Source organism: Cellulomonas hominis, from assembly GCF_901521055.1.
Taxonomy (GTDB): Bacteria; Actinomycetota; Actinomycetes; order Actinomycetales; family Cellulomonadaceae; genus Cellulomonas; species Cellulomonas endometrii.
On sequence record NZ_CABEGA010000029.1, the window covers coordinates 71,759 to 96,412 of the forward strand.

The 24,654-nt window shown below is 75.3% G+C and carries 25 protein-coding genes and 1 pseudogene; 7 read left to right on the plus strand and 19 right to left on the minus strand.

Annotation, left to right across the window (positions count from 1 at the left end; translation table 11 throughout):
- Nucleotide 1 precedes the first annotated feature (1 nt).
- The 5 genes from KJP73_RS08390 to KJP73_RS08405 form a co-directional block, all read right to left on the minus strand.
- The gene (locus KJP73_RS08390; protein WP_213282343.1) at nt 2–580 is read right to left on the minus strand and encodes a dihydrofolate reductase family protein; all 579 of its coding nucleotides are present in this window, start codon (nt 578–580) and stop codon (nt 2–4) included.
- Between the two features lie 150 nt (nt 581–730).
- Nucleotides 731–1,120 carry a hypothetical protein gene (locus tag KJP73_RS08395; RefSeq protein WP_213282344.1) on the minus strand — a complete coding sequence of 130 codons (390 nt, stop codon included), beginning with the start codon at nt 1,118–1,120 and terminating at the stop codon, nt 731–733.
- A 3-nt stretch (nt 1,121–1,123) separates the two neighbouring features.
- Nucleotides 1,124–1,246: a hypothetical protein gene (locus tag KJP73_RS19520; protein ID WP_283770225.1), complete on the minus strand. Its 123-nt coding sequence runs from the start codon at nt 1,244–1,246 to the stop codon at nt 1,124–1,126.
- Entirely contained in the window at nt 1,243–1,491 is a 249-nt protein-coding gene (locus tag KJP73_RS08400; RefSeq protein WP_213282345.1) for a hypothetical protein, read from the minus strand. The genes KJP73_RS19520 and KJP73_RS08400 overlap by 4 nt, the downstream gene beginning before the upstream one ends.
- A gap of 66 nt (nt 1,492–1,557) precedes the next feature.
- Complete coding sequence (locus KJP73_RS08405; RefSeq protein WP_213282346.1) at nt 1,558–1,746, minus strand: hypothetical protein; 189 nt, start codon at nt 1,744–1,746, stop codon at nt 1,558–1,560.
- A gap of 127 nt (nt 1,747–1,873) precedes the next feature.
- Here KJP73_RS08405 and KJP73_RS08410 point away from each other — a divergent pair, with 127 nt between their 5' ends.
- The gene (locus KJP73_RS08410; protein ID WP_213282347.1) at nt 1,874–2,350 is read left to right on the plus strand and encodes a PPOX class F420-dependent oxidoreductase; all 477 of its coding nucleotides are present in this window, start codon (nt 1,874–1,876) and stop codon (nt 2,348–2,350) included.
- 36 nt (nt 2,351–2,386) lie between these two features.
- Here KJP73_RS08410 and KJP73_RS08415 read toward each other — a convergent pair whose 3' ends face one another.
- The 12 genes and pseudogenes from KJP73_RS08415 to hisC all read right to left on the minus strand — a co-directional run bounded on the left by KJP73_RS08415 (nt 2,387) and on the right by hisC (nt 13,615).
- Nucleotides 2,387–2,764, minus strand: coding sequence for a hypothetical protein (locus KJP73_RS08415; protein WP_213282348.1), 378 nt, complete (start codon nt 2,762–2,764; stop codon nt 2,387–2,389).
- A 73-nt stretch (nt 2,765–2,837) separates the two neighbouring features.
- A complete protein-coding gene (locus tag KJP73_RS08420; protein ID WP_213282349.1) occupies nt 2,838–3,218 on the minus strand; it encodes a hypothetical protein in 381 nt (126 codons plus the stop codon).
- Nucleotides 3,215–4,579, minus strand: a complete 1,365-nt coding sequence (locus tag KJP73_RS08425) for a TNT domain-containing protein (RefSeq protein WP_213282350.1) — start codon at nt 4,577–4,579, stop codon at nt 3,215–3,217. Before KJP73_RS08425 ends, KJP73_RS08420 begins: the two co-directional genes overlap by 4 nt.
- Nucleotides 4,576–4,902: a type VII secretion target gene (locus KJP73_RS08430; protein WP_213282351.1), complete on the minus strand. Its 327-nt coding sequence runs from the start codon at nt 4,900–4,902 to the stop codon at nt 4,576–4,578. The genes KJP73_RS08425 and KJP73_RS08430 overlap by 4 nt, the downstream gene beginning before the upstream one ends.
- Nucleotides 4,903–4,907: 5 nt before the next feature.
- A complete protein-coding gene (locus tag KJP73_RS08435) occupies nt 4,908–5,279 on the minus strand; it encodes a YbaB/EbfC family nucleoid-associated protein (RefSeq protein WP_213282352.1) in 372 nt (123 codons plus the stop codon).
- Between the two features lie 69 nt (nt 5,280–5,348).
- Nucleotides 5,349–6,819 (minus strand): annotated as a pseudogene (locus KJP73_RS19630) (dihydrolipoamide acetyltransferase family protein).
- Nucleotides 6,820–6,872: 53 nt separating this feature from the next.
- Nucleotides 6,873–7,850 (minus strand): alpha-ketoacid dehydrogenase subunit beta, encoded by a 978-nt coding sequence (locus tag KJP73_RS08445; protein WP_213282452.1) that lies wholly within the window; start codon nt 7,848–7,850, stop codon nt 6,873–6,875.
- An 8-nt stretch (nt 7,851–7,858) separates the two neighbouring features.
- Nucleotides 7,859–8,986, minus strand: a complete 1,128-nt coding sequence (pdhA, locus tag KJP73_RS08450) for a pyruvate dehydrogenase (acetyl-transferring) E1 component subunit alpha (RefSeq protein ID WP_213282353.1) — start codon at nt 8,984–8,986, stop codon at nt 7,859–7,861.
- 155 nt (nt 8,987–9,141) lie between these two features.
- Nucleotides 9,142–9,582, minus strand: coding sequence for a response regulator (locus tag KJP73_RS08455; protein WP_213282354.1), 441 nt, complete (start codon nt 9,580–9,582; stop codon nt 9,142–9,144).
- A 2-nt stretch (nt 9,583–9,584) separates the two neighbouring features.
- Complete coding sequence (locus tag KJP73_RS08460) at nt 9,585–11,213, minus strand: sensor histidine kinase (protein ID WP_249669223.1); 1,629 nt, start codon at nt 11,211–11,213, stop codon at nt 9,585–9,587.
- A complete protein-coding gene (locus KJP73_RS08465) occupies nt 11,210–12,442 on the minus strand; it encodes a PP2C family protein-serine/threonine phosphatase (RefSeq protein WP_349628300.1) in 1,233 nt (410 codons plus the stop codon). The genes KJP73_RS08460 and KJP73_RS08465 overlap by 4 nt, the downstream gene beginning before the upstream one ends.
- Nucleotides 12,443–12,550: 108 nt before the next feature.
- Complete coding sequence (gene hisC, locus KJP73_RS08470) at nt 12,551–13,615, minus strand: histidinol-phosphate transaminase (protein WP_213282356.1); 1,065 nt, start codon at nt 13,613–13,615, stop codon at nt 12,551–12,553.
- Nucleotides 13,616–13,737: 122 nt separating this feature from the next.
- On the opposite strand from hisC, the gene KJP73_RS08475 reads away from it, so the two are divergent.
- From KJP73_RS08475 to KJP73_RS08485, 3 genes are all read left to right on the plus strand, one after another.
- Nucleotides 13,738–14,121, plus strand: coding sequence for a phage holin family protein (locus tag KJP73_RS08475; protein WP_213282357.1), 384 nt, complete (start codon nt 13,738–13,740; stop codon nt 14,119–14,121).
- A gap of 156 nt (nt 14,122–14,277) precedes the next feature.
- Complete coding sequence (locus tag KJP73_RS08480; RefSeq protein ID WP_213282358.1) at nt 14,278–15,555, plus strand: hypothetical protein; 1,278 nt, start codon at nt 14,278–14,280, stop codon at nt 15,553–15,555.
- A gap of 96 nt (nt 15,556–15,651) precedes the next feature.
- Nucleotides 15,652–17,073: a hypothetical protein gene (locus tag KJP73_RS08485; RefSeq protein ID WP_213282359.1), complete on the plus strand. Its 1,422-nt coding sequence runs from the start codon at nt 15,652–15,654 to the stop codon at nt 17,071–17,073.
- A 217-nt stretch (nt 17,074–17,290) separates the two neighbouring features.
- Here KJP73_RS08485 and KJP73_RS08490 read toward each other — a convergent pair whose 3' ends face one another.
- Nucleotides 17,291–18,850: a GAF domain-containing protein gene (locus tag KJP73_RS08490; protein WP_213282360.1), complete on the minus strand. Its 1,560-nt coding sequence runs from the start codon at nt 18,848–18,850 to the stop codon at nt 17,291–17,293.
- A 178-nt stretch (nt 18,851–19,028) separates the two neighbouring features.
- Here KJP73_RS08490 and purB point away from each other — a divergent pair, with 178 nt between their 5' ends.
- Nucleotides 19,029–20,486 (plus strand): adenylosuccinate lyase, encoded by a 1,458-nt coding sequence (purB, locus tag KJP73_RS08495; protein WP_213282361.1) that lies wholly within the window; start codon nt 19,029–19,031, stop codon nt 20,484–20,486.
- Between the two features lie 31 nt (nt 20,487–20,517).
- Here the strand turns inward: purB and KJP73_RS08500 are convergent, their stop codons facing one another.
- Entirely contained in the window at nt 20,518–21,777 is a 1,260-nt protein-coding gene (locus KJP73_RS08500; RefSeq protein WP_213282454.1) for a glutamyl-tRNA reductase, read from the minus strand.
- Nucleotides 21,778–21,826: 49 nt separating this feature from the next.
- Here KJP73_RS08500 and hemE point away from each other — a divergent pair, with 49 nt between their 5' ends.
- On the plus strand, nt 21,827–22,993 hold the full coding sequence (gene hemE / locus KJP73_RS08505) for a uroporphyrinogen decarboxylase (protein WP_249669224.1): 1,167 nt from the start codon (nt 21,827–21,829) through the stop codon (nt 22,991–22,993).
- Nucleotides 22,994–23,136: 143 nt separating this feature from the next.
- Entirely contained in the window at nt 23,137–24,648 is a 1,512-nt protein-coding gene (locus KJP73_RS08510) for a protoporphyrinogen/coproporphyrinogen oxidase (protein WP_213282363.1), read from the plus strand.
- Nucleotides 24,649–24,654: the final 6 nt, after the last annotated feature.

The following is a 24,654-nucleotide window of genomic DNA, read 5'->3' on the forward strand; positions in this document are numbered from 1 at the left end:
GTCAGCGCGACGACTCCGACGAGGGCCGCGGGCGGTAGCGGAGCAGCAGGACACCGTTGCCGAACCGGCGCTCGTCGAGGAGCTCCAGGCCGAGACCGGCGTCGGTCGGGAGCGCGGGCTTGCCGCCGCCCACGGTGACCGGCCAGACGAACAGGTGGCACTCGTCGACGAGCCCCGCGGCGAGCGCCTGCGCCGCCAGGTCGGCGCCCCCCACGGTCAGGTCACCGCCCGCCTCAGCCTTGAGCCGGCGGACGGCGTCGACGTCGAAGACGCGCTCGATCGACGTGCGAGCGGTCGGCACCGTCGTCAGGGTCGTGGAGTAGACGATCTTGCGGGGTGCCTGCCAGACGCCCGCGAACTCCGCCGAGAGCTCGGACTGCGCCGCGAGCTCGGGCATGGTCTCCCAGCCGGCCATCGCCTCGTACAGGCGGCGTCCGTACAGGAACGTCTCGACGGGCCGGATCAGCTCGGTGTACGCGGCGAGCAGGCCGTCGTCCATCGGGCCGAAGTCGAAGGCGCCTCGGCGGTCCTCGATGTAGCCGTCGAGGGACATGTTCGTGATGTACGTGAGCGTGGCCATCTGCTACCCCCTCGGAGACGATGGCACGGAGCATCCCACCGCCGCCGCGACCCGGGAAGAGGTTCTTGCGGGTCTCCGCCGCTCACGGCACCTCTTTCACGTGGGAGGTGGGTGCCCGACGACGCGGGCTCGCACCCGGCTGACGGCGGCTCAGTCCCGTGCCTCGCGACGCCCGCGCTGCTCCCGCTCGAACCGCTCGATCAGCTGCTCCTCGGTCATGGTGTCCCGCCAATCCACGTGCTCCTCGCGCACCCCGGCACGCGGTCCGCGGTTCCGTCCTGCCGCCAGTCGCGTCACCTGCTCGATGAAGAGCTCCCGTGCCTCGGCCAAGGACGCGGACCTCCCCACGAGGGTCTTCCGCCCCATGTCGGCGTACCGGACCTCGTAACCCTCAGCGGTGAGCCGAAGATCCACGTACTCGCTGCTGAGGACCGTCGGAAAGCCATCGACGTGGAAGTCGAGGCCTTCCAGGAACCCCATACCCAGGCACTCGGCCCGAATAGTCGCGAGCGCCGCGTGGTCGGCCTTGTCCTCACTCACCGTTCACACCTCCCGGAGTCGAAGGCGCCACGGCGGTCTTCGATGCGTCTGGTAGCGGGCCAGCTTCTCCGCGGGTGACAGCGCCAGCCACTCGTCGATGCTGTCGTACGGGTCTCCGCCGCTCACGGCACCTCTTCCCCGCCCGCTGCCGGCCTGACGACCTCGGTGACCGTCGGCAGCCGACCCTTCTCGCTGCTGATGTCCCCCGGTCGCAGGGGGCGTCCTCGACGGCGGACGGCGTCGTCCAGCGCTCGGGCGTGGAGCGCGGCGATCTCGGCGCGTCGCTCGTCCTCGCTCATGGCGTCCAGCACGTCGGAGCTCCAGGTGCTCGGGTCCGGACCGGCGTCGTGATCTCCGCCCTCCGCGGTCATCGACTGCCCTTTCTGCCCGCCGAAGCGGACCTGTGCTCTGGTGCCGTCGGGCTGAGCCGACACGCCTCAGCGTGTCGAGTAGCTGAACTGCCAGTCGAGTGCGGAAAGAGCGTCGAGACTCAGCTCGGGGTGCCGCTGCCGCATGGTCGCAAGCGCGACATCGCAGCCCTTCTGCCATCCGAGCGACGCCCAGTCGATGTCGATCAGGTGCATCTCGCGTGCGAGCGCCAGGACGCGGTCGATGGTCGGCGCCACATGGAGACCGCGATCATCCCGGTCATCGAGAGAGCAGCGTAGCCGCGGATTCCGCGCGACGGCCGCGCGGACCACGCGCAGCCCCTCCGGAAGGACGCCGTGGGCCGCGCGGCCTAGGGTCGGCGGCATGGCCCGATCCATCGCGACGACGCGCACCGTCGACCTGCCCGAGCTCCTCGACTTCGTCCGCCCCCGGCACCACCTGCTCCTCGTGACCACGCGGCGCGACGGCCGGCCCCAGGTCTCACCGGTCAGCGGTGGGGTCGACACCGAGGGCCGCATCGTCATCTCGACGTACCCGGGGCGCGCGAAGACCGTCAACGCCGAGCGCGACCCGCACGTGTCGGTCTGCGTGCTGTCCGACGACTGGAACGGCGCCTGGGTGCAGGTCGACGGCGACGCCGAGGTCCTGCACATGCCAGAAGCGGAGGATGCCCTCGTAGACTACTACCGCTGCATCGCGGGCGAGCACCCCGACTGGGACGAGTACCGCGCCGCGATGCGGGTGCAGGGCAAGAGCCTGATCCGCGTCACGCCGACCCGCTGGAGCCCGATCGCGACCGGCGGGTTCCCGGCCGACGTGGCTGCGCGGCTCGACGGCTGACACCCGACCCTGTAACTGAACCTGCCGGGTCGGGTGTCAGCGCGGCGGGCCGTACTTCCGCTCGAACTCGGCCAGGTACTCCTCGTCGCTGAGGCCGGCGCCCCAGTGCACGACAGGCCGGGTCTGCCCGGCGTACGGCCCGCGCCCGCGCCCGGCGGCGAGCCACGCGACCTCCTCGACGAACTGGGCGGCGACCGCGTCCACGGTCGACGCAGTCGCCACCGTCCGGTGCCGGCCCATGTCGACGTAGTCGACGGTGCACATACCAGGTTCGGCGCGCAGCTCGACGTGCTCGCTGCTGAGCGAGGTCGGGAAGCCGTCGACGTGGAAGTCGAGCCCCTCGACGAACCCGCTGGCGAGGCACTGCTCGCGCAGCTCGGCGAGCCGGGGGTCGGCGGGGGTGGTGGGGCTCACGGGCTGACCTTCCGGAGGATGCCGACGGCGACCAGGCCACCGCGCCAGGGGGCTCGCCTTCCCGCTCGGAGCGCTACACGGTGCCCGGACCGAAGTCACGCTCGAACGCCGCCACCGCCTCGTCGTACGACAAGGGTGGGACGGTCTCGCTACGGGAGCGTCCCGCATACGGTCCTCGCCTGCGCCCCGCCGCCAGCCACGCCACCTCCTCCAGGAAGACGTCTCGCACGCTCTCGATCGTGGCGCCTTCCGCGATGACGCTCTCGCGCCCCATGTCCGAGTAGAGCGCCTGCCATCCGGAGGGTGTTTTGACGAGGACGATCAGCTCGCTGCTCAGCGGCGCATGCGAGCCCTCGATGAAGAAGTCGACCCCGCTGACGAAGCCGCGCGCGAGACACTCGTCGTAGAGCTCGCGAGCCGCATGACCCGTGGGCGGGGGTGTCGCGTCGCTCATGTCGCCTTCCTGATGATCCCTAGACGTTCCAGCATGTCCTGCTTGAGTGCTTGGGTGACTACCGACCCGTCGGGCTGGACCGCGGTCGTGACGAACTGGTGCTGGACGCCCCCACCATCCTGACCGAACCATCCCGCGATGCGCGACGTCTCCAGCTGCACGCGCCCGGACTGCACGAGCGGGTGGTTCGTGTCGACGGTCCAGCCGGTCCGCTCGAAATTCAACCGGTCCGGAGGGAGGGACCGCGCACCGAAGGGAGTATCAGCGGGCGAGAAGTAGGTACCGCCACCACCACCGATCCGGTCCAGCGGGAGGTGGTCCGTCCCGGTGAGCGGGCGGACCGACACCGTTCCCGGAACAGCACCGTCATGGGGAGGCCAGTTCCAGGACGGCTCCCCGTGGCTGGTGTGCGAGTGGTACTGCTCCGCGAACTCCTCGCGGGTCAGTCCGCCGAAAGGGTCGTAGTCCGGTTCGACGATCCGGACGTTGTCCGGGTGGATGTGCGGGTCGAGCAGCTGGTCGTACGTCGACCGGCGCGCCCCATCTCCGACCGTCATCCCGCTCGGGTGCGTCGGCACGCCGTCCCCGGCACCCCGAGCTGAGCCGGGCAGCCGACCGCGGACACTGCCCGCCAGCTCGGCCAGCGCGTCCTTCAGTGCCGACAGCAGGTTCTTGAGCGACCGCGCCGAGGTCAGCACGTCGGTCACGGACGTCCCGACCCGTGCCGCGAGCTGCCCGACCCGGGTGGTGACCTGGCCGACGACGTACGGGGTGGCGAGCCCGACGGTGACGACGAGCTCCGCGGCCCAGGAGATGATCGCGCCGACGAGCGAGGCGAGGGTGTCGCGGACCAGGTCGTGCACGACCTGCACCACGGTGGAGCAGGTGCGCAGCGCGGAGCCCATCGCGGAGGCGGAGCCGCCGGCGGCACGGACCCGGTCGGCCAGACCGTTGGCGTAGGCGGCGTAGGCGGCCACGGACGCGCCGGACATGGCCTCGAGGTCGGCCGTCACCACGCGGTTGAGCTCGTCGCCTGCGGAGGCCATGGACGCGGCGATGTTGTCCCAGGTGGCCGCGTGGCCGAGGACCGCGCCGGCGTCCCCGGTCAGGTCGTTCAGCCAGCCCTTCAGCGGCTCGAGGTGTTCCATCAGCCAGCCGAGACCGGCCCCGATCAGTGAGCCCAGCGGGTCCATGACGGTGGCGGCGGTGTCCATGGCGACGCCGACGCCGGACAGGCCGGCGGCGAGCCAGTCACCGGACTCCAGGGAGGACGACAGGTCGGTCAGCGACTCGAGCAGGCCTGCCCCGCCGAACGCGGTGGACGTGTCGACCGGCGCGGCGACGAGGGGGTTGGCCGTCATCGGTGCCCACCCAGGCCCTGGGCCAGCGTGTGCATCCGCTGCTCGACCCGCGCGTCGGCCTCGTCCATGGAACGGGCCATCGCGCCGAGCTCGGTGACCATCGCGTCGGTCGCCTCCCGCACGGCTGACACGGCGTCGCGGGCGGTGGCGTCGACGCCCGACACGATGCCGGGCAGGAACGAGCACAGGACACCGAACGCGCCGTCGTGCAGCTTCACCGACGCGGCTGCACTCTGGGCGACGCCGAGCTCGTCGGCGACCTGGGCCACCCGCGAGGCGTGCCGGCGCAGGACGTCGGTGTCGACACGGAGCTCGGCAACCACAGCCGTCACCGCAGACGCGCGGCGAGCTCGCCGCGCAGGTGCTCGGTGACCCCTGAATCCGGTCCGAAGGCCTGCTCGGTGAGCTGCAGGGCCTGCCGCCCGGCGTCCCGTGCCGCAGTCCGCACGGTGTCGAGGACGAGCGCCGACAGGTCGCGGGCGGTGAGGTCGACGGCGGCGTCGGCGAGCACCAGGTCGAGCAGCTGGCCCGACGGGTCCACCTCCGCGGTGACCTCGCCGCGCGGGCTCCGTGCGGTGCCGCGCACCCGGGCGAGCTGCTCCTGAACCTGCTGCGCCAGCACCGCGCGCTGCTGGGCAGCGGCGATGTCCGCCTGCACCCGCTCGATGGCCGCGTCCGGGTCGTCGAAGAAGGAGGTCACGCCGGGCAGGCTACCTGGGCTCGCGCCGTGCGCGCGCGAGGTGACCGGCACGGTTCACCCGACCGCCCGTCATCCCCAGACGAGCGCCTGCGCCGGGTCCGCGAGCACCGCCGCGACGTCCGCCAGCACCAGCGACCCGAGCGCCCCGTCCACCAGGCGGTGGTCGACGCTGAGCGCGAGCTGCGTGACGTGGCGGATCTTGATCTTGCCCTTGTGCACCCACGGCTGCTCCCGGATGGCGCCGAACGCGAGGATCGCCGCCTCCCCGGGGTTGAGGATCGGGGTGCCGGTGTCGATGCCGAAGACGCCGACGTTGGTGATCGTGATGGTGCCGTCGGACATGTCCCGCGGGGTGGTCTTGCCGGCCCGGGCGGTGGACGTGAGGGAGGCGAGGCCCTCCGCGAGCTCGTGCAGGCCGAGGCGGTGCGCGTCCTTGATGTTCGGGACGACGAGGCCGCGCGGGGTGGCCGCCGCGATGCCCAGGTTCACGTAGTGCTTGTAGACGATCTCCTGGGCGGCGTCGTCCCAGGACGCGTTGACGTCCGGGTGCCGGCGCACGGCCATGAGCAGGGCCTTCGCGGCGATGAGCAGCGGCGTGACGCGGACGTCCGCGAACTCGCGGTCCTCGCGCAGGCGGGCGACGAGCTTCATGGTGCGGGTGACGTCGACGGTGTGGAACACGGTGACGTGCGGCGCGGTGAACGCGGAGGTGACCATCGCCTCGGCGGTGCGCTTGCGGACCGACTTCACCGGGACGCGCGTCTGCCGGCCGTCTGGCGACACGGTGCCGGACGCGAGCCACGGCTGGTCGTCACCGGCGTAGGTCGCCAGGGTGCGGGGCTCGGCGCTCGCCTGCTGGGCCAGCACGTCCTCGCGGGTGACGATGCCGCCGGGGCCGGTGGGCTGCACGGAGTCGAGGTCCACGCCGAGGTCCCGGGCGAGCTTGCGCACCGGAGGCTTCGCGAGGGCGTGGCCGTTGGCGCGCGGCAGCGGGGGGAGCCGTCACCGGCCGCACCTCCACGGCGCCCGCGGAGGAGTCCGGTCCCGCCGCTCCGGCCACGGGGTCGCCCTCGGCGGAGGTGAACCGCGCGCGACGCCGGGTCGGTGCGGACGCGGTGCCGTACCCCACGAGCACCGCGCCGCCGGCCTCCTCGTCAGCGGGGGCGGCGGCACCCGGAGCCCCGGACGGCGCCGCGGCCGCGACGGGGTCCGCGTCCGACGTCGGCCCGGACACCTCGACCTCGGGGCCGGCCCCCACGGCGCCGGGCGTCCCGCCGGCAGGCGCCTCCCCGGACGGGTCGGTGTCGATCTCGATGATCGGTGTCCCGACCTCGACGGTCTCGCCCTCGGCGACGAGCAGCCGCGTGACGACCCCGGCGTACGGGCTCGGCAGGTCGACGAGCGACTTCGCGGTCTCGATCTCGACGATCGTCTGGTTGATCGCGACGGTGTCCCCGACGGCGACGTGCCAGGCGGCGATCTCGGCCTCGGTCAGGCCCTCGCCGGCGTCGGGGAGGCGGAACTGCTGGTAGGACGGCACGGGTGCTGCTCCTCGGGTGGTGCGGGAGGCCGGATGGGGCGGTCGGCGGTGGCTCAGTGCGCGAGCACGCGGTCGACGGCGTCCAGGACGCGGTCGAGGCCGGGCAGGTACTCGTGCTCGAGCTTCGCGACGGGGTACGGGGTGTGGAACCCGCCGACGCGGAGCACCGGCGCCTCCAGGTGGTAGAAGCACTCCTCCGTGACCCGCGCGGCGACCTCGGCCCCCGTCCCGTACAGGACGGGCGCCTCGTGGACCACGACGCAGCGGCCGGTGCGGCGCACCGACGCGGCGACGGTCGTGATGTCGAGCGGGGAGATCGTGCGCAGGTCGACGACCTCGACGCTCCGGCCCTCGGCGGCGGCCGCGTCGGCCACCTTCAGCGCGGTGGCGACGGTCGGGCCGTGCGCGACGAGCGTGACGTCGGTGCCGGGGCGCAGCACGCGCGCGCCGTCCATCGTCGACGGGGCGGTCAGCGCGTCGGCGTCGGTGTCGACGTCGCCCTTGTCCCAGTACCGGCCCTTCGGCTCGAAGAACAGCACCGGGTCCGGGGAGGCGATGGCCTGCTGGATCATCGTGAACGCGTCCTGCGGGTCCGACGGGCTGACCACGCGGAGCCCGGCGGTGTGCGCGAACAGCACCTCGGGGGACTCGCTGTGGTGCTCGACCGCGCCGATGCCGCCGCCGAACGGCACCCGGATGACGACCGGGAGGGTGAGGCGGCCGCGGGAGCGGTAGTGCATCTTCGACAGCTGCGTGGTGATCTGGTCGAACGCCGGGAAGATGAACCCGTCGAACTGGATCTCGCAGACCGGGCGGTAGCCGCGCAGCGCGAGGCCGATCGCCGTGCCGATGATGCCGGACTCCGCGAGCGGGGTGTCGACCACGCGCTCGGTGCCGAAGTCCTTGGCCAGCCCGTCGGTCACGCGGAACACGCCGCCGAGGGGGCCGATGTCCTCCCCCATGAGCAGGACCTTCGGGTCGCGCTCGAGAGCCTTGCGCAGGCCCGTGTTGATCGCCTTGGCGAACGTCATCCGCTGCGTCACCGGTGGTCACCTCCCGAGAACGAGGCCTCGTACTGCTCGAACCAGGCACGCTCGGCGTCCACCACGGCGTGGGGGGTCGCGTACACGTGCTCGAACATCGTGCTGGTCTCCGGCCGGCCGAGCGCGCGGGTCGTGGTGCGGATCCGCTCGCCCAGGGCGTCGGCCTCCGCGGCCAGCTCGGCTCGGAAGGCGTCGGACAGCTCGCCCGTGGCGACGAGGTGCGCCTCGAGCCGGTCGATCGGGTCCCGCTGGCGCCAGTAGTCCTCCTCGGCGGAGGACCGGTACCGCGACGGGTCGTCGGACGTGGTGTGCGCGCCCATCCGGTACGTGAACGCCTCGACGAGGGTCGGGCCGCCGCCGGACCGGGCGCGCTCCAGCGCCTCCGCGGTGACGGCGTAGCAGGCCAGGACGTCGTTGCCGTCGACGCGGACGCTCGGCACGCCGAAGCCCGGGCCCCGGGCGGCGAGCGGCACGCGCGCCTGCTTGGTGGTCGGCTCGGAGATCGCCCACTGGTTGTTCTGCAGGAACAGCACGAGCGGCGCGTTGTTCACCGCCGCGAAGACGAGCGCCTCGCTGACGTCGCCCTGCGAGGTCGCGCCGTCGCCGAAGTAGGTGACGACGGCGGTGTCCCGCTCGGGATCGCCGGTGCCGACCGCGCCGTCACGCTGGACGCCCATGGCGTACCCGGTCGCGTGCAGCGTGTGCGAGCCGATCACCAGGGTGTACAGGTGGAAGTTGAACTCCTCGGTGTCCCAGCCGCCGTGGTCGACGCCCCGGAACAGCCGCAGGACCTGCGTGAGGTCCAGGCCGCGGGTGTGCGCGACGCCGTGCTCGCGGTAGGAGGGGAACACGTAGTCCTGCGGGGCGAGCGCGCGGCCGGAGCCGATCTGCGCGGCCTCCTGGCCGAGCGACTGCGCCCAGAGGCCGAGCTCGCCCTGCCGCTGCAGCGCGGTGGCCTCGGTGTCGAACCGCCGGACCAGCACCATGTCGCGGTACAGACCGCGCAGGGCCTCCGCGTCGAGGTGCGCGACCCGGTGCGCGTAGTCGGGGTGGTCCACACGCTCGCCCGTGGGCGTCAGCAGCTGGACCAGGCCGTCGTCGGTGAGCGGACCGCTGGGGCTCACGCGGTACTCCTTCGCCTGGGGGGCGCCCTCGGGGACCGGGGGCCTGTCTAACCTACGCCAGCGTAGGCTACGCAACCGTAGGTCCACGGTCCCGGGCCCCGTCAAGACGGGACCGCCCCCGTTGTGGGGTCCCGACAACCCCCGCCGCCCGCGCCTCAGCGCTGGGGCAGGCGCACGACCTCGACGAAGAACTCGTCGATCTGGCGGACGACCTCGATGAACCGGTCGAAGTCGACGGGCTTGGTCACGTAGGCGTTCGCGTGCAGGGAGTACGACCGCACGACGTCCTCCTCCGCCTCCGACGTGGTCAGCACGACGACCGGGATGCTGCGCAGCGCCTCGTCGTTCTTCATCGCCTCCAGGACCTCGCGCCCGTCCATCCGCGGCAGGTTGAGGTCGAGCAGGACCAGGTCCGGGGTGGGGGCGTCGGCGTGCTCGCCCTCCTTGCGCAGGAACGCCAGCGCGCTGACGCCGTCGGACACGACCTGCAGGCGGTTGGCGACCTTGTTGTCCTCGAACGCCTCACGCGTCATGAGGACGTCACCCGGGTCGTCCTCGACGAGCAGGACGTCGATGACCTTGCCGGTGCGTGCCACGTTCACTCCGATTCCTGGGCGGCCTGCGCCGCCACGGGGACCTCGGCGGGGACCGCGGCCGGCAGCGTCCAGCGGATGCTGGTGCCGGGCCCGTCGGTCTCCCCGAGCCAGATGCGACCGCCGTGGTACTCGACGATCTTCTTGCACAGGGCCAGGCCGATGCCCGTCCCCTCGTACACGTCCTTGGGGTGCAGCCGCTGGAAGATCACGAAGACCCGCTCGGCGTACTGCTGGTCGATCCCGATGCCGTTGTCGCGGCACTCGAGCTCCCAGGAGTCTCCCACCTGCGACGCCGTGATCCGGACGGTCGGGACGCGCTCGGGGTCGCGGAACTTGATCGCGTTGCCGACCAGGTTCTGCAGGAGCTGCACGAGCAGCGCGCGCTCCCCCCGCACGACCGGCAGGGGGTCGTGGGTGACGACGGCGCCGGACTCCTCGACCAGGTGCTCCAGGTTGTCGAGCGCGCCCGCGAGCGCGTCCTCCAGGGGCACGTCGGCGAGCTCCCCGCCGATCCGGCCCACCCGCGAGAAGCCGAGCAGGTCCTGGATGAGCTGCTGCATCCGCTTCGCCCCGTCCACCGCGAAGGCGATGTACTGGTCGGCGCGCTCGTCCATCTGGCCGCCGTACCGCTTCTGCAGCAGCTGCGTGAACGACGCGACCTTCCGCAGCGGCTCCTGCAGGTCGTGCGACGCGACGTACGCGAACTGCTCCAGGTCCCGGTTCGACCGGCGCAGCTCCTCGGCCTGCTCGGTGAGGCGGTCGTGCGCCTCGGCGATCTCGGCGCGCGACCGCTCGACCTCCTGCACCTGGACCACCAGACCCAGGCGCATCCGCTCGACGTCCGCGGCCAGACCCGCGATCTCGCCGGGCCCGGTGGACGTGACGGGGTGGTGCAGGTCCCCCTCGCTCACCGCGCGCGCGTCGGCGGCCAGGGCGTCCAGCGGCTCGGTGATCCAGGACCGCAGCGTCCGCCACAGCACCGCGCCGGCGACGAGGCCGGCGATCACGAGCGCGACCAGGGAGCCGATGACGATCCGGGTCCACGCCGCGAGGTCCGAGGCGGCCTCGTCGCGCCGGTCGCGCAGCACGTCGAGGTAGTCCTCGACCGCCGCCCGCGTCCGGTCGAACAGGACCCGGCCCTGCTCGATCTCCTCCGGGGTGACCGCCGCGGGACCGCCCTCGGCGACCGCGGCGATGGTCGGCCGGGCCCACTCGACGTCCCACCGCTCCGCGGCCTCGACCGCCACGGCGGCGGCGTCCTGGACCCCCGGGTCCGAGGCGGCCGCGGACCGCGTGACGGCGGCCAGCGACGACGTCGAGTCCATTGCGCGCTCGTACGGCTCGAGCGTGCCCTCGAACCCCGTGAGGGCGTAGCCGCGCACGGCCGTCTCGGCGTCGACCAGGCGGGTGTACGAGGTCTCGCCCTCGGTGATCGCCGTGAAGTACCGGTCCGTGACGGCCTCCTGGGCGTCGAGCATCCGCCACAGCGCGATGCCCGAGCCCACGAACACCAGGCCCAGGACGACCCCCGCGGCGACGAGCGCGAGCCCGAGGCGGCGGTGCAGCGTGACACCGGCGCGCGCGGGGGCGGGCCTCGTGGCGGTGGGCGCCCCGGGCAGGGTCGCGGTCACCGGGCGTCCCCGTCCCAGCCGAGCACGACGAGCGCGGTGTCGTCGACGAGCTCGCCGCCGTGCCGCCGCCGGACCTCGTGCAGCACCTCGTCCACCACGCCGGCGGGCACCGTGCCGAGCGCGTCGTCCACCAGGGCCAGCAGCCCCTCCTTGCCGATCCGCTCCTGCGTCCCACCGACGGTCGCCTCCAGCACCCCGTCGGTGTACATCATCAGGCGCCACCGGGACCCGAGCTCCAGGCGCCGGGGCTCCCACGTGCCGTCGACCGGGATGCCGAGCGCGCGCCCGCGCAGCTCCGTCGGCAGCAGCACGGACGGGCGCCCCGCGGCCGGGTCGCCGAGCAGGAACGGCACGGGGTGCCCGGCCAGGTACAGGTCCGCGGCCGTGCGGTCGGCCGACACCTCGATCATCGACATCGTCGTGAAGACCTCGTCGCGCGCCCGCTCGGACGCCAGCACCCGCTCCAGCAGCGGCAGCAGGTCCGCCGTGGGGGTGTCGGCCAGCACGAGCGTCCGCCACGCCGTGCGCAGCACCGCCCCGAGCGCGGCCTCGTCCGGGCCGTGCCCGCACACGTCGCCGACCACGGCCAGGACGCTGCCGTCGGGGCGCTCGACCACGTCGTAGAAGTCGCCGCCGAGCACGCCGTCGCGGCCGGCGCGGTAGCCGACCAGCACCTCGAGGCGGTCGTCGCGCACGGACGGGCGGGGCAGCAGCGCGCTCTCGAACCGCACCGTCTCCTCCGCGCGGACCATCGAGCGGTACAGCGCCCGGTCCGCGGCCTGGAGCCGGCGGCGCTGGACGGCGTACCGCACGGACCGCCCGAGCAGCTCGCCGTCGACCTCGCCCTTGACGAGGTAGTCCTGGGCGCCCGCGGTGACGGCCTGCAGGCCGGTCTCGGTGTCGGTGCGGCCGGTGAGGACGACGACCGCGGGGGCGCCGGCGGCCAGGAGCCGCTCCAGGGCGCCGAGGCCGACGGAGTCCGGCAGCCCCAGGTCGAGCAGCACGCAGTCGACGTCGAGGCGGGGCGTGGCCTCGTCCAGCGTGCGGGCGCGCTCCAGGCGGACGTCGAGCCCGGCGTCCGCCAGGTGCTCCTCCACGAGGAGCGCGTCGCCGTCGTCGTCCTCGACGAGCAGGATGGCGATAGGTCCGTCGTCGGTGAGGCCGATGGGGTCGCCGGAGCGGGCGGTCCAGGACGGGGCGTGCCCGTCCGGGGTCGTGCTCTGCGTCACCCGTCCACCTCTCTGCGCTGCCCGCAGCATAGGCGCCGGGCGCCCGCGGGCGGGCAATTCGGACCGGCATCCCGGGCGCCGTCGGCAGGCCCGGGGGTGCCCGGGGCGTCAGCGACGGAAGTCGCGCGCCACCTCGAGGACGACGTCCGTGGCCTCCGGCTCGCCGACGCTGATCCGCACGCCGTCCCCGCCGAACGGCCGGACGAGCACGCCGGCCCGGGAGGCCTCCTGGGCGAACCTCGCGGCGTCGTCGCGCAGGTCGAGCCACACGAAGTTCGCCTGGCTGTCCGGCACCTCCCAGCCGTGCGCGCGCAGCCCCGCGAGCATGCGGGTGCGCTCGCGGACGATGCCGTCGACCCGCGCGAGCAGCTCGTCGGTCGCCCGCAGCGACGCCACGCCCGCGAGCTGGGCGAGGTGCGACACCCCGAACGGCGTCGACGCGGACCGGATGCCCGCGGCGAGCCGCTCGTCCGCGACCGCGAAGCCCACCCGCAGGCCCGCGAGCCCGTACGCCTTGGAGAACGTCCGCAGGAGCACCACGTTCTTGTGCGCCGCGAGCACCGCGAGCCCGTCCGGCGCCTCGGGGTCGCGCACGAACTCGACGTACGCCTCGTCGAGCACGACCAGCACGTCGCGCGGGACCGCGGCGAGGAACGCGTCGAGCTCGTCGGCGTGCACCGCCGGGCCGGTCGGGTTGTTCGGGGTGCAGACCAGGACCACGCGGGTGCGGTCGGTCACCGCGGCGGCCATCGCCGGGAGGTCCAGCCGGCCGTCCGCGCCGACCGGTACGGGCACGCCGACGGCCCCGGCCAGCGTCACCGCGATCGGGTACGCCTCGAACGAGCGCCACGGGTGGACCACCTGGTCCCCCGCATCGCAGAACGCCGCCAGCACGTGGCCGAGGACCGCGACCGAGCCGCAACCCGCCACGACCTGCCCCGGCCGCACCCCGAGGTGGTCCGCGACCGCCTCGGTCAGCTCCGTGGCGTACATGTCGGGGTAGCGGTTCACGTCCACCGCGCCGTCCGCGATCGCCGCGACGACCGACGGCAGCGGGGGGTACGGGTTCTCGTTCGAGGACAGCTTGAACGCCGCCGCCCCGACGGGCACCCGGGCACCCGGGACGTACGGCGGCAGGCTCGCGAGGGCGGGGCGCAGGGGGACGTGCTTCACGCCGCCAGGATGCCACCGTGCGCGCCGCCGCCGGCACGGGCGGCCACCCCTCGGGCACGACGCGACCGCGGCGTCCCGCCGACGGGCTGCCGCGAGGAGGGCCTCGATGGCAGGATCGGCGCATGAGCTTCGTGCTGCGGGTCCTGATCAGCGGTGTCGCCCTGTGGCTGGCCGAGGTGCTGCTCTCGGGCATCACGATCGTCGGCGCCGACACGACGTGGGGCAGGATCGGGGTCATCCTGGCGGTCGCCCTGGTGTTCGGGATCGTGAACGCGGTCGTCAAGCCGATCGTGAACGTGCTGTCGATCCCGCTCTACATCCTCACGCTCGGCCTGTTCACGCTGGTGGTCAACGCGCTGATGCTCATGCTGACGGCCTGGATCACCGAGCAGACGTCGTGGGGCCTGCGGATCGACGACTTCGGCGACGCCTTCCTCGGCGCGCTCATCGTGTCCGTCGTGTCCTTCGGCCTGAGCGTCGCGATCCCGCGCAGCCGCGAGAGCTGACGACTTCCGCCGCGTCGCCGCAGGTCGCGGCGGCGCGGTCACCCGACCGGGGTAACGCCCTCTTGCCGACCCCGGGAAGCCCTCCTACGGTCGATGTGACCGGGGCCACACCGAGGTGGTGCGGGCCCACGGCGTGAGCCATCAGGGGGAGCCACCATGACGACGCGAGAGCCGGACGCACCGCGTGTGCGCTCGCTCGCGTCGCGGTGGCTCCGGCGCGGCCTGTACGCGGCGGGCGGGCTGACGCTCGCCGGTGCGGCGATGGTCGGCCTCGCACCCGCCGCCTCCGCCCAGGACGCCCCGCCCCCGCACGCCCCCGCCGGGGGGCTGCTCGGCGGCGTCGCCCAGGCCGCCGCCGCGGTGGTCCATCCCGTCGTCGCGCCGGTCGTGCACGCCGTCACGCCGCCCCCGGCCGCACCCACGCCTCCTGCGGCACCGCCCGCGGCAGCCGCTCCGGCGTCCGCCGCTCCGGCGTCCGCCGCTCCGGCCGTGCCGGCGCACGCCACCCCCGCACCGGCGACACCGCCGGCCGCCGCCGAGCCCGTTGCGCCTGCCGTGCCAGCCACTCCCCCCACGCCCGCTCCGCCGGCCGGGCCCGCCGCGACCGGGATCGGGCACGCGCTCGCCGCGGTCACGACACCGGTCGCCGACCACGTCGTGCGGCCCGCCGCCGCGGCGGTGCGGCCCCTCGTCGAGGACGCAGCCGCGACCCTGGTGGCGCCCGTCGCCGAGGCCACGCAGCCCCTGTCCCCGGTGGTCGGCCCCGTCGCCTCCGAGGCGGTCGTACCGGCGGCCTCGCACGTGCCGGCGTTCGTCCACGACCTCGTCGGCCCGCTGCTGGACCCGGTGGCCGGGACCGCGGGGCCGGCGCTCCGGCCCGTGGCCGACGCCGTGAGCGACGGCGTGCTCGGCCCCGTGCGCGGCGCGGTCGACGGCACGCCCGTCGGCGACCTGCTCGACCCCCTGCTCGGCGTCCTCGGCCCCGTCGTGGGTGCTGTCCTGCCCACCGGGCCGGCGGTCCTCGGCCCGCTGCCGGCGCCCCTGGTCGGGCCGGTGCTGGGCTCTGACGGGGCGTGGTGGACCACCGCGCGCGACCACGAGGCCCCTGGCGCGGCCGGGACGCCCGCCTCGGGCGTCGACGCCCCCTCGGCCACCAGCGCCTCCGCCGACCCCACCCGGCCCGGCGACGACCAGCGCTCGGGCGCCTTCCCCGTGGGCGGCGACAGCCGGCCCGGTGCGCCCGAGCCGAGCGCCCCGGCACCGACCGGCTCCGGCGGCTCCGGCACGCCGCTGCGCTCCCCCGCCACGCCGGACGTGCTGGCGGTCCTCACCGCCGCCGCCCTGGTGCTCGGCGGCTCCCGTCTCCTCGCCGTGGCCCGTGGCCGCGTCGAGCTCCCCCTCCGCCTGCGTGAGGTCCCCGTCTTCCCTGCTTGAGTCCGGCCCCCGCGCCGGTGGCGTCCTCCGCCACCGCAGCGCGCACGGCCAGCGCGCCCCACCGTGGCGCACCGACTCATCGCAGGGAGAACGACCATGCACGCATCCATCCGACGGGCGTGGCAGACCACGCTCCTCGCCGGCGGCCTCGTCGTCGTCGGAGCCGTCGCGGCGCACGCCGCCGAGGACGACGGCATCCTGTCCGGCACCGACGTCGCCGCCCCGGCCGACGTCTCGGTCGACATCACCGGCCTCGCCCTGGGCGTCCTGGGCGACGCCACGTCCACCACGCCGGCGGCGGCGCCCAGCGCCCCCGCCGCGGCACCCACGGCCACCGTCGCAGGGGGTGACGCCTCGGGCGTCGCCTCGGGCACCGCGGTCGCCGCACCCGTCCAGGTGCCGGTCGACGTCTCGTCCGTCGCGGTCGGCGTCCTCGGCGACGCGTCCACCACCGGCACGACCACGGCGAGCGCCCCGGCCGCCGCACCGGCACCCGCCGCCACCGTGGTGCCGGGCGACAGCGAGGGCATCGCCTCCGGCACGGCGGTCGCCGCGCCGGTGCAGGTCCCGGTCGACGTCGACGGCGTCGCCCTCGGCGTCCTGGGCGACGCCACGACGACCGGCGCCGCCGAGGCGCCCGCCACGGGTGCGACGACCGGCGCGCCGGCGGCGACGGTGGGCGGCGGGGACTCCGACGGGGTCGCCACCGGTACCGCGATCGCCGCGCCGGTCAGCATCCCCGTGACCATCGGCGACGTGGCGCTCGGCGTCCTCGGCGACGCGGCCACGACCGGCAGCACCGGCACCGGGTCGGGCAGCAGCACCGCACCGACGGCCACCACCGGCACGGGCGACGCCGAGGGCATCGCCTCCGGCACCGTCGTCGCCGCGCCGGTCTCCGCGCCCGTCACCGTCGACGGGCTGGCGCTGGGCGTCCTCGGAGACGCCGCCACGACCGGCTCGGGCTCCGGCTCCACGACGGGGTCCGGGGAGACTGCCCCGACCGTCGCCAGCAGCCGCCTGGTCCCGCGCCTCCTCGCCGCTGTCCCGGTCGCCGTGCCGGTGACGGTCGGCGACGTCGCCCTGGGCCTCGCCGCCGACGCGACCGTGCCCGCCGGCGTCGGGACGGGGAGCACCGTGCCCGGCACCGCCACCCCGGGCACCGCCACCCCGGGCACCACCGCCCCGGGCACCACCACGCCGGGCACCACGGCCGGGACCGGCATGCCCACCACGGGCACGCCGACCACGGGCGTCACCACCGGCGGCACGACCACGGGCACCGCGACCGACGGCGGGGCGACGACCGTCACCGACGCGGCCTTCCTCTCCGCGGTCCTCGCGGCGGGCGACCTCGCCGCCGCGCTCGGGTCGTCGGCCGCGGTCGCGGCGGGCGTGACCGCTCCGGCGACGCTCGCCACGACGGGCGCCCCCGCCGGGCTCGTCCCGATCGCGGCGGTGGCCCTCGTCGGCCTCGGCGTCCTGCTCCGCCGCCTCCCCCGCGTGGTGCTCACCTGACCACGGGGCTCTGATCCCATCGACCGGCGGCGGGTGCGGGACCTCCGCCGGTCGATGGTCCGCTGACACCCCTGACCTCCCGCACCGACCGGGCCGCACGCAGGCCCGTCGTCCGTGGCGAAAGGAGCCACACAGCGAGCGACCACCGGCCGGTGACGGGTGCGGGCCCGTCACCGGCCGGAGGCCTGCCCGCGGGGGGCCGTCAGGACGTGGCGGCTCAGGAGGCGCGGAAGGACTGCGCCATCTCGCGCTGCTGGTCGAGCACGTCGCTCATCCGCGCCTGGACCTCGTCCATGCGGCGGATCGTCGTGCTCACCGACTCGATGCCCCGTGACACCGCGGCGGTGTTCGCCTGGATGTCCGCGACCTGCTGCTCCACGCGGGCGGTCGCGGACGACGTGCCCCCGGCGAGGTCCTTGACCTCCGTTGCGACGACGGCGAACCCCCGGCCGGCCTGGCCGGCGCGGGCTGCCTCGATCGTCGCGTTGAGCGCCAGCAGGTTGGTCTGGTCCGCGATGGAGGAGATCACGCGGATGACGTCGCCGACCGCGGACGACGACTCCTCGAGCGTCCGGACCTCCTCGGCCATCGCGGCGGTCTGCGAGACGGCCTCCTCGGCGACCCGCACGGCCTCCGCGGCGCTCTCCGAGAGCTGCGCGACGCTGCCGAGCAGGGCCTCCGACGCGGCGCGGTCGCGGGCCGACGCGCGCAGGATGTCGAGCCGCTGCGACACGAGGCGGGCGACGTTGCGCAGGGACCCGCGCCGGCTGTCGCTCAGCTCGATGGTCTGGGTCGTGAAGAAGTCCATGGTGCCCAGGACCTCGTCGCCGACGATCACGGGGATGCAGACGCCCGACCGGACGCCGGCGCGCTGCGCGGCGGGGGCCCGCACGCAGTCGGTGAGCTCGCCGAGGTCGCGGACGAACACGAGGTCCCGGGCCCGCCAGGCGCGGCCGGCCAGGCCCACGCCCTCCGCGAAGCTCGCGGTCAGGGTGACGCGCCGGAACTCCTCGCCGGCGGTCCCGGACTCCACCGCGAACCGCAGGACGCGCGCCTCGGGGTCGACGGTCCAGTACGAGCCGTAGTCCCAGCCGAACTCCTCACGCACCGTGTCGAGCGCGGTCTTCAGCGCGTCGGCCTCGTCGCGGCACGCGCCGACCTTGGCCACCGAGGTCGTCACCGCCTGCTGGTCGCGGGCGACCTGGGCGATCGCGTCCGCGGCGCTCTGGGCGACGAGCGCCTGGGACACCGTCCGCGCCAGCACGTCGAGCACGAGCACCTGGTCGGGACCCGCCGCGCGGACCTGACGCGACAGGAAGTCGAGCACGGCGACGACCTTGCCCTCTCGCCACAGCGGCATCGTCATAGCGCCGCGCGCGCCGGCCCGCAGGAACACCTCGCCGCGCTCGCAGTTCGGCGGGTGCTGCTGCAGGTCGGCGACGGGCAGGACGCCGTCGCGCTGCCACGCGAGCCCGCACAGCCCCACGCCCTTGCGCATGCGGTAGCTCGGGGACATCCCGGTCAGCTCGCGGGACAGCTCGCCGCTCTGCGCCGCGAACACCAGGTCGCCGCTCGCCTCGTCGACCTGCCACGCGGACGCGTAGTCGTACCCGAGGCCGGTGCGGATGGCCTCCAGGACGTCGGGGAAGCCGCCGGTGCCGCTCAGCGTGCCGAGCGCCCGCACCACGTCGTCGAGGGCCCGCAGCTCGCGGCGCACGTCCGCGGTCTCCGGAGCGGCCTCGACCGCGCGGCGCCGTCGCCCCATCAGTCCTGCCATGTCGTTCCCCTCGCGTCGCTCACCGTGCACCTTGCGTCCTCGCGCACGGCATCCCCCTGAGTGGCCTGCCGATCGGTCGTGCGGAGACATTGCTGAGGGATACACGCGTACGCCCGCGACGGTGCTGGTCAGACCCACGGACCCGGGCGTCGTGCGGGTCCGTGGGAGGATGCGGCCCATGCCCGCGCACGACAGCAGCCCGTCCGCCGCCGCCCGCACCTCCCTCGCGGACGCCCGGCCGCCGATCGCCCTCGGCCCGCTCGACGGCCGGTACCGCCGGACCGTCGCGCCGCTGGTCGACCACCTGTCCGAGGCGGCGCTGAACCGCGAGCGCGTGCACGTCGAGGTCGAGTGGCTGATCCACCTCACCTCCCACGGCGTCGTCCCGGGCGCGCCCGCCCTCTCGGACGCCGAGCAGGCGTACCTGCGCGCGGTGGTGACGGACTTCGACGCCGACGACGTCGCCCGGCTCGCGGAGATCGAGCGCACGACGGTGCACGACGTGAAGGCGGTCGAGTACTTCCTCAAGGAGAAGATCGCCGCCGCCCCGGGCGTGCTGGGCGAGACCGTCCTGCCGTCCGTCTCGGAGCTCGTGCACTTCTGCTGCACCAGCGAGGACGTCAACAACCTGTCCTACGCCCTGATGGTGCGCGGGGCGGTGCACGACGTGTGGCTGCCCGCGGCCGACGGGCTCGTCGACGACCTCGCCGCCATGGCGCGCGACCTGGCCGACGCCCCGCTGCTGGCGCTCACGCACGGGCAGCCGGCGACCCCGACCACCCTCGGCAAGGAGCTGGCCGTCCTCGCGCACCGCCTGCGGCGCCAGCTGCGCCGCGTCGAGGGCGCGGAGTTCCTGGGCAAGCTCAACGGCGCCACCGGCACGTACGGGGCGCACGTCGTCGCGGTGCCGGGCGCCGACTGGCCCGAGGTCAGCCGCACGTTCGTCGAGCACCTCGGCCTCACGTGGAACCCGCTGACCACGCAGATCGAGTCCCACGACTGGCAGGCCGAGCTCTACGCGGACGTCGCGCGGTTCAACCGCGTCCTGCACAACCTGGCCACCGACGTGTGGACCTACATCTCGCGCGGGGTGTTCATCCAGATCCCCGTCGCGGGCGCGACCGGGTCCTCGACCATGCCGCACAAGGTCAACCCGATCCGGTTCGAGAACGCCGAGGCGAACCTCGAGCTGTCGTGCGCCCTGCTCGACACCCTGGGGGCGACGCTCGTGACGAGCCGCCTGCAGCGGGACCTCACCGACTCGACTACCCAGCGGAACATCGGGCCGGCGTTCGGGCACTCGCTGCTCGCGATCGACAACGTCCGGCGCGGGCTCGGCGCCCTGTCCGTCGACCGCGCGCTGCTGGAGCGCGAGCTCGACCAGAACTGGGAGGTCCTGGGCGAGCCCGTCCAGTCCGCGATGCGCGCCGCGTCCGTCGCCGGGGTGACCGGCATGGAGAACCCGTACGAGCGGCTCAAGGAGCTGACCCGCGGCCGGCGCCTCACCGCCGACGACATGCGCGAGTTCATCGGCGGGCTGGGCCTGCCGGCCGACGTGACCGAGCGGCTGCAGGCCCTGACGCCCGCCGGCTACACCGGCCTGGCCGCCGAGCTGGTCGCGTACCTCGACCGCTGAGCGCGGCTCGGGCTCAGGCTCAGGCTCAGGCTCAGCGCCCGGCGGGCACCGCGTCGCGGGCGGGGGCCGGCACCGTCACCGCGGCCAGGTCCGCGAGCGCCGTCGCGTAGGCCGCCACGTCGCCGGCCCGCGCGGCCTCGCGTGCGCGGACGGTCGGGCCGTGCAGCGCGGACCGCACCCGGCGGCGCAGCGCCCGGGCCGCGCGCTCGTCCAGCCCGTCGACGGCTGCGGCGAGCTCCTCGTGCACGCGGCGGCGCTCGGCGACGACCGGCGGGTTCCACTGGCGGGTGCGCAGGTCGCGCTCGAAGGTCGCGGCCTGCTCGGCGACGAGCGCGCGGGCCTCGGCGACCGTGGCGGAGTGGCCGTCGGGCGCGTGCTCCGCGACGGTCGTGAGGCTGACCAGCCGGACGCCGGGCAGCTCGCCGACGGCCGGGTCCACGTCGTGCTGCAGGGCCAGGTCGACGACGGCCAGCGGCCGGGCGCCGACGGCCGCCTCGGCCGACCGCGCACGGACCAGGGCGTCCACGTCCAGCACGGCCCCGGACGCCCCGCTGCACGCGACCACGAGGTCGACCCCGGCGAGGCTGGCGGCCAGGTCGTCGGTCGCGGCGGTGACCCCGCGCTGCGCCGCGAACTGCCCGGCCCGGCCGCTGGCGGAGTAGACGAGGACCTCGCCGCAGCCGCGGGCCTTGAGCGCGGCGAGGCTCGCCCCGGCGTAGGAGCCGGTGCCGATGAGCAGGCACCGCACGTCCGCCCAGTCGGGCAGCCCGTCCTCGACGAGGTCCAGCGCGACACCCACGACGGAGCGGCCCGCGGCGCCCAGGCCGGTGCGGTGCTCGACCGCGCGCGACGTGCGGGAGGCGGCCTGGAACAGCCCCTCGAGGTCGGACGTCGTGGTGCCGTCGCGGCGGGCAGAGGTCAGCGCTCGGCGCACCTGCCCGGCGATCTCGCGCTCCCCGACGACCATCGACTCCAGGCCCGAGGCCACCGCGAACAGGTGCTCGACGACGCCGGGCCCGGTCGCGGGGGCGAGGGAGGCCTCGACGCGCTCGGTGGTGTAGCCGGAGCGGGCGGCGACGGTCGCGGCGACGGCGGTCCGGGCGGCGGTGGCGTCGGCGGCGTCGTCGACGTCCAGGTACAGCTCGAAGCGGTTGCAGGTCGCCAGGACGACCGCCCCCGCGACCGAGTCGCAGCCCGTCACGATCTCCCGTCCGACCGCGTGAGTATCGGCGGACAGCCGCTCCAGCACGGACAGGTCGAGGTCGTGATGGCTCGCCACCAACGACAGCATCACCACGCCTACGATTGAATCACTCCAGGGAAGACGGGGCACAATCGCTGTGATGTCGACTTCGTCACGCCCCTCCGCGCCGCCCGCCGGCGCCCCGGCGATCCCCGAGCCCCCCGCCCCGCTGCCCTCGCTGCCGGACGGCACGGGCCTGCCCGCCGACCACCCGCTGGTCGACGGCCGGACCGCGCACGCCCCGCTGGTCGACGCCTACCGCGGCCGCACCCCGGCACGGCGCCCCGTGTGGTTCATGCGGCAGGCGGGCCGGTCGCTGCCCGAGTACCGCGAGGCCCGCCGCGGCACCGCGATGCTCGACGCCTGCCTCACCCCGGACCTGGCGTCCGAGATCACGCTGCAGCCCGTGCGGCGGCACGGGGTCGACGCGGCGATCTTCTTCTCGGACATCGTGATCCCGCTGCGGCTCGCGGGCGTCGACGTCGAGATCGAGCCCGGCGTCGGGCCGGTGCTGGGCGCGGCGGTGCGCACGGCGGACGACGTGGCGCGGCTGCGGGCCGGGTCGCCGGCGGAGTCGCTGACCGCCGAGGTGCTCGCCCCGGTCACCGAGGCGGTGCGCCTGACCGTCGCCGCGCTGGGCAGCACCCCGCTGATCGGGTTCGCCGGCGCGCCGTTCACCCTGGCCGCGTACCTGGTCGAGGGCCGCCCGTCGCGGGACCACCTCGCCGCCCGGACGCTCATGCACGCGGACCCGGACACGTGGCGCGCGCTGACCGAGTGGGCCGCGGACGTCACCGGCGCGTTCCTGCGCGCGCAGGTGCTGGCCGGCACGAGCGCCGCGCAGCTGTTCGACTCCTGGGCCGGCTCCCTGTCGCTGGCCGACTACACGCAGCGCGTGGCGCCGGCGTCCACCCGGGCGCTGTCGCACGTCGCCGACCTCGGGGTCCCCCGGGTGCACTTCGGCACCGGCACCGGCGAGCTGCTCGCCGCCATGCGCGACGTCGGGGCGGACGTCGTCGGCGTCGACCACCGCATCGGACTGGACGAGGCGGTCCGCCGGCTCGACGGCCGGGTGCCCGTGCAGGGCAACATCGACCCCGCGCTGCTCGCCGCCCCCTGGCCGGTGCTGGAGGCGCACGTGCGGGACGTGGTGGCGCGCGGCGCCGTCGCGCCCGGGCACGTGGTCAACCTCGGCCACGGCGTCCCGCCCGAGACCGACCCCGACGTGCTGACGCGCGTCGTGCGGCTGGTGCACGAGATCTGACCCGGAGGTCCCACCCGCGCGCGCCGCGGGACCGGCAGGGTGGGCACGAGCACGAGGCGAAGGAGCGGACCACGAGCGAGCAGGACGACCGCGCGACGGACGGCGGACGCACGCACGCGGCGGACGCGGCGGACGCGCCGGACATGCTGGACGGCGGGGGCCGCCTGGTGGCCGGCGCGGACCGGCCGGACCGGCCGCACCAGGCCGGCCAGGTGCACGACGCGGTCGTGGTCGGCGGCGGGGTCGCCGGGCTGGTGGCCGCGCGCGAGCTGGCCCTCGCCGGGCTGCGCCCGCTGGTGCTGGAGGCGTGGCGGGCCCCCGGCGGCGTCGTCGGCCGGCACGAGGTCGACGGCCTGCTGCTGGACGCCGGCGCCGAGTCCTTCGCGACGCGCGGCGGCGTGGTCGCGGCGCTCGCGGACGAGCTCGGCCTCACGGACCGCGTCGTCACCCCGGAGCCGCACGGCGCCTGGGTGCGGCTGCCGCACGGCGCGGGCCCGCTGCCCCGCACCGGCCTGCTCGGCATCCCCGCGGACCCGTGGGCCCCCGACGTCCGGCGCACCTTGGGGACGGTCGGCTCGCTGCGCGCCGCGCTCGACCGGGTGCTGCCCGCGTCGGTGGGCCTGCGCGCGGAGGTCCCGACCCTCGGCGGCCTGGTGCGGGCCCGGATGGGCGCGCGCGTCCTCGACCGGCTGGTCCGGCCCGTGGTCGCCGGGGTGCACGCGGCCGAGCCGGACGACGTCGCCGCGGACGCGGTCGCGCCGGGTCTGGCCGCGGCCGTGCGGCGCGAGGGTTCGCTCGCCGGCGCCGTGGCGGCCATGCGCGCGCTCGCCCCGGCGGGCTCGGCGGTCGCCGGGTTCCGGGGCGGGCTGCACGTGCTCGTCGACGCGCTCGCGTCGGACGTCGAGGCGCGCGGCGGGGTCGTCCGCACGGGCACCCCGGTCGTGGCGGTCGAGCGCACCGACGGGATGTTCCACGTGACGGTGACCGGCGGGGCCGACGGGACCGGCGGGGCCGACGGGCCGGAGGTGCTGCGCGCGCGGCGGCTCGTCGTCGCCACCCCGCGCGCGGTCGACCTGCTCGCCGGCGTCGCGCCCGACCTCGCCGGGCTGCACACCGACCCCGGCGCGGACATCGTGCTGGTCACCCTCGTGCTCGACGCCCCGGAGCTGGACTCCGCGCCCCGCGGCACCGGCGTGCTGGTGGCACGCGGCGTCCAGGGCGTCCGAGCCAAGGCGCTGACGCACGCGACCGCGAAGTGGGGCTGGCTCGCCGAGGCCGCGGGACCCGGCCGGCACGTCGTGCGGCTGTCGTACGGCCGGGCCGGCGACGACGCGGGCGACCCCCTTCCCCGGGACCTCGGCGCGCTCACCGACCTGGCCCTGCGCGACGCCGCGGCCGTGCTGGGCGTCCCGCTCACGTCGGCCCAGGTCCGGGCCGCCGCGCGGGTCCCGTGGTCCCAGGGGCTGCCCGTGCCGAGCGCCGCGCACCGCCGCACCGTCCAGCAGGTGCGCGCGGCCGTCGCGGAGGTGCCCGGGCTCGCCGTGGTGGGCGCGTGGGTGTCCGGGAACGGGCTCGCCTCCGTGGTGCCGGACGCCCGGGCGACCGCGGCCGCGGTCGCCGCCGTCGGTGCGCCCGCCGCGCCCGACGCGCCGTGAGCGCCG

Coding starts and splice junctions, on each gene's coding strand:
- KJP73_RS08390 (WP_213282343.1), bottom strand. CDS start 580: ATGGCCACGCTCACGTACATCACGAACATGTCCCTCGACGGCTACATC.
- KJP73_RS08400 (WP_213282345.1), bottom strand. CDS start 1,491: ATGACCGCGGAGGGCGGAGATCACGACGCCGGTCCGGACCCGAGCACC.
- KJP73_RS08410 (WP_213282347.1), top strand. CDS start 1,874: ATGGCCCGATCCATCGCGACGACGCGCACCGTCGACCTGCCCGAGCTC.
- KJP73_RS08420 (WP_213282349.1), bottom strand. CDS start 3,218: ATGAGCGACGCGACACCCCCGCCCACGGGTCATGCGGCTCGCGAGCTC.
- KJP73_RS08425 (WP_213282350.1), bottom strand. CDS start 4,579: ATGACGGCCAACCCCCTCGTCGCCGCGCCGGTCGACACGTCCACCGCG.
- KJP73_RS08445 (WP_213282452.1), bottom strand. CDS start 7,850: ATGACGTTCGCCAAGGCGATCAACACGGGCCTGCGCAAGGCTCTCGAG.
- KJP73_RS08475 (WP_213282357.1), top strand. CDS start 13,738: ATGAGCTTCGTGCTGCGGGTCCTGATCAGCGGTGTCGCCCTGTGGCTG.
- KJP73_RS08480 (WP_213282358.1), top strand. CDS start 14,278: ATGACGACGCGAGAGCCGGACGCACCGCGTGTGCGCTCGCTCGCGTCG.
- KJP73_RS08485 (WP_213282359.1), top strand. CDS start 15,652: ATGCACGCATCCATCCGACGGGCGTGGCAGACCACGCTCCTCGCCGGC.
- KJP73_RS08490 (WP_213282360.1), bottom strand. CDS start 18,850: ATGGCAGGACTGATGGGGCGACGGCGCCGCGCGGTCGAGGCCGCTCCG.
- purB (WP_213282361.1), top strand. CDS start 19,029: ATGCCCGCGCACGACAGCAGCCCGTCCGCCGCCGCCCGCACCTCCCTC.
- KJP73_RS08500 (WP_213282454.1), bottom strand. CDS start 21,777: ATGCTGTCGTTGGTGGCGAGCCATCACGACCTCGACCTGTCCGTGCTG.
- KJP73_RS08510 (WP_213282363.1), top strand. CDS start 23,137: ATGCTGGACGGCGGGGGCCGCCTGGTGGCCGGCGCGGACCGGCCGGAC.